The sequence below is a fragment of the Streptomyces sp. WM4235 genome (assembly GCF_001279725.1).
In the GTDB taxonomy this organism is placed as follows: Bacteria; Actinomycetota; Actinomycetes; order Streptomycetales; family Streptomycetaceae; genus Streptomyces.
This window is the reverse complement of sequence record NZ_LGDE01000149.1, coordinates 1-2,297: the sequence shown is the minus strand read 5'-3', so window position 1 is coordinate 2,297 and position 2,297 is coordinate 1. Positions and strand designations below refer to the sequence as shown.

Below are 2,297 nucleotides of genomic sequence, written 5' to 3'. Positions count from 1 at the left end.
GCCGAGACCTGCGCCGGGGGGCTCGTCGGGGTCTGCGGACGGGGCCGGGGTTCTCGCGCGGCCATAGGTCCAACTGTTGGTGGGGGGCGTGGTGGATCGGGTCGGTTCGCCCGGCGATGGCTCTTGCCGCGGGGTCGACCTGCCCGGTCTGGTACTCGCGGGCCCGTCGGGTGTCGGTGGTTCGGGTCGTGGTGGATCGGGGTGTCGGCATGTCGGGGCAGTGTCCGCCCTCGTTGTCCCATTGCTCGGTCGCGGCGCGCTGCTCGGCGCTCTCCTGCGCCGCGACCTCTTGTTCGGCGAGGGTGACCGGCCGCCGGTAGGCGCGCATCGCGGAGGGGTCGAGTGGGGGCAGGCGGCGGGCGGCGGCCTGCTTGTCGTCGCGGCGTTTGTGTCGTTTGGCGACGGTTGCGTAGCGGGCTTCGTAGGCGGCCCGGTCGTTTTCGTGGAGGCCGGCGGGGTGCAGCCGCGCGTATTCCAGCGCGACGGCGCCCATTGGGCTGGGGGTGAGTACGCGGGTTCCGTCGGCCTGCAGAACGGCGGTGAGGAACCGTGCCCCGTACAGCGCGTCGGTTCGTTCGCGGCTGATCTTGCGGCCGCCGGTCCACTGTCCGGGTCGTGCTGCTCTCCAGGCTTGGCGGCCTCGCCAGTACAGGCGCCCGTCGGCGGCGGCTTCCAGCACTCGGACGTGTCCGGCCGTCCAGCCGAGCTCGGGCACATAGCCCTTGGCGAACCAGCGGTTCCTGTCGGCGTACCGGCGGTTGTTCTGGTGGATGCCGGTCGCCGCTTTCTGCTCGGCTTCTTCCTGGGCGGCGGCGCGGCGGCGCTCGTTCTCGCGCTCGGCGAGTTCGACCGCGGTCAACGGCCGTTCGAGCTCGGCGCGCAGTGCGGCCGCGGTGACTTCGACGCCGGCGGCGGCTTGCGCGCGGATCGCCGCGTCGACGGCGCCGCCGGCGTAGCCGATGACGGCGTGTTCGGCGACGTCGCCGGTCTCCCATTCGGCTGTCCAGTTCGCGAACTTTCGTGCTTGGCACGCCTCTTTGTGGGCGGCGTGCATGATCTGGTCGAGGCGGGTGGTGTTGCCGGAGCGGCTCCGGCAGACGGCGTACATCGCCTCGTCGGCGGCGGCTTCGGCGAGCGCGGCGGCGGTGCGGGCGACGCGGATGCAGGTGCGCGGCCGCGACGGGGAGTCCTCGGTGACGGGACGTTCTTCGGTGTGGATCATGCCCTTTCCTGCGGGTGAGGTTGGTGCGGGTGGGCCTGCCTGGCAGGCCTTGATGGGGCCGCCCGGGCGGGGTGGGGTCTCTGCGCCCCGCCAGGGCAGCCGGCTCTTGCCGTGCGGGGGGGTCAGCTTCGGGCACGTTCGAGGATTTCCCGGAGGGTGATGTTCGTTTTGAACGGCTGGCCCATGGCGGTTTCGGCGTCGGCGTACTCGCCGAAGAGTTCGGGGTTGAGCTGGGCGGAGCGGATCAGGTCGTCGGTGTGGGCGAGGGGGCAGGCGCGGCAGCTGAGGCGGCGCATGCCCTGGTCGTAGGCCTGGTGGTGGGGGATGGCGTTGTCGCGGTGGATCTTCCAGACCTGCTCGGTGGTGAGCTGGTGGATCGGAAGCCATGTGGTGACGGTGCGCAAGGTGCCTTCGCCGGTCATCCGGTGTCGCTCGATGGTGGGCTTCTTCGCGCGGGCGGCGGATTCCTCGGCGCGCATGCCCATGGCGTAGCCGGCGCGGGGCGGGCGTGAGAGCTGGAGTTCAGCGCCGACCTCGTCGACGTAGTCGCGTCCCACGCTGGTCTTCTCGCTGGTGCAGTACCGGGCGAAGAATCCGGGCCAGCGTCCGCGGGTGCGGATCTGGTCCCAGAGAGAGTTCCATCGGGTGCTGCGTCGGACGGCGAAGGGGACGCCGTAGAGCTCGGCGTGCGCGCGGGCGACTTCCAGGGCGCCGGGCCATTCGACCAGGTGTCCTCGGGTGGTGCGTCCGAGGTCGCAGTGGAGGACCCGGATCTTGTGGAGTTGGCCGGCGGCGTCGGCTTGCGTGCACACCTCGTGAACGGTGGCGCCGGAGTCTTTGCCGCCGCTGTTGCCGATGATCACGATGTCGTGGGCGTCCCAGTTGAACTCGGCGGTTTCCGGGCCGGCCGGCGGCCGGGCGGGGCGTTGGAGTTGTGCTGCGGCGCATGCGGCGGCGCAGGGCGGAAGGTTGCGCATGGGGTGCTCTCCTGGTCGTGAGGTAGGGGGCGGGGCTCCGGGCGGGCTGGGGCGCGGTTCTCTGGCCCGGTCCGGCTGGGGGAGGGGCGTTTCCGGGG

The 2,297-nt window shown here is 71.7% G+C and carries 1 protein-coding gene and 1 pseudogene; both read right to left on the bottom strand.

Going from position 1 to position 2,297, the window contains the following annotated elements; all coding sequences use genetic code 11:
* Positions 1-1,222 (bottom strand): annotated as a pseudogene (locus ADK55_RS13770) (hypothetical protein); the annotation flags it as partial.
* Between the two features lie 122 nt (positions 1,223-1,344).
* Entirely contained in the window at positions 1,345-2,199 is an 855-nt protein-coding gene (locus ADK55_RS13765; RefSeq protein ID WP_053678513.1) for a phosphoadenosine phosphosulfate reductase family protein, read from the bottom strand.
* Positions 2,200-2,297: the final 98 nt, after the last annotated feature.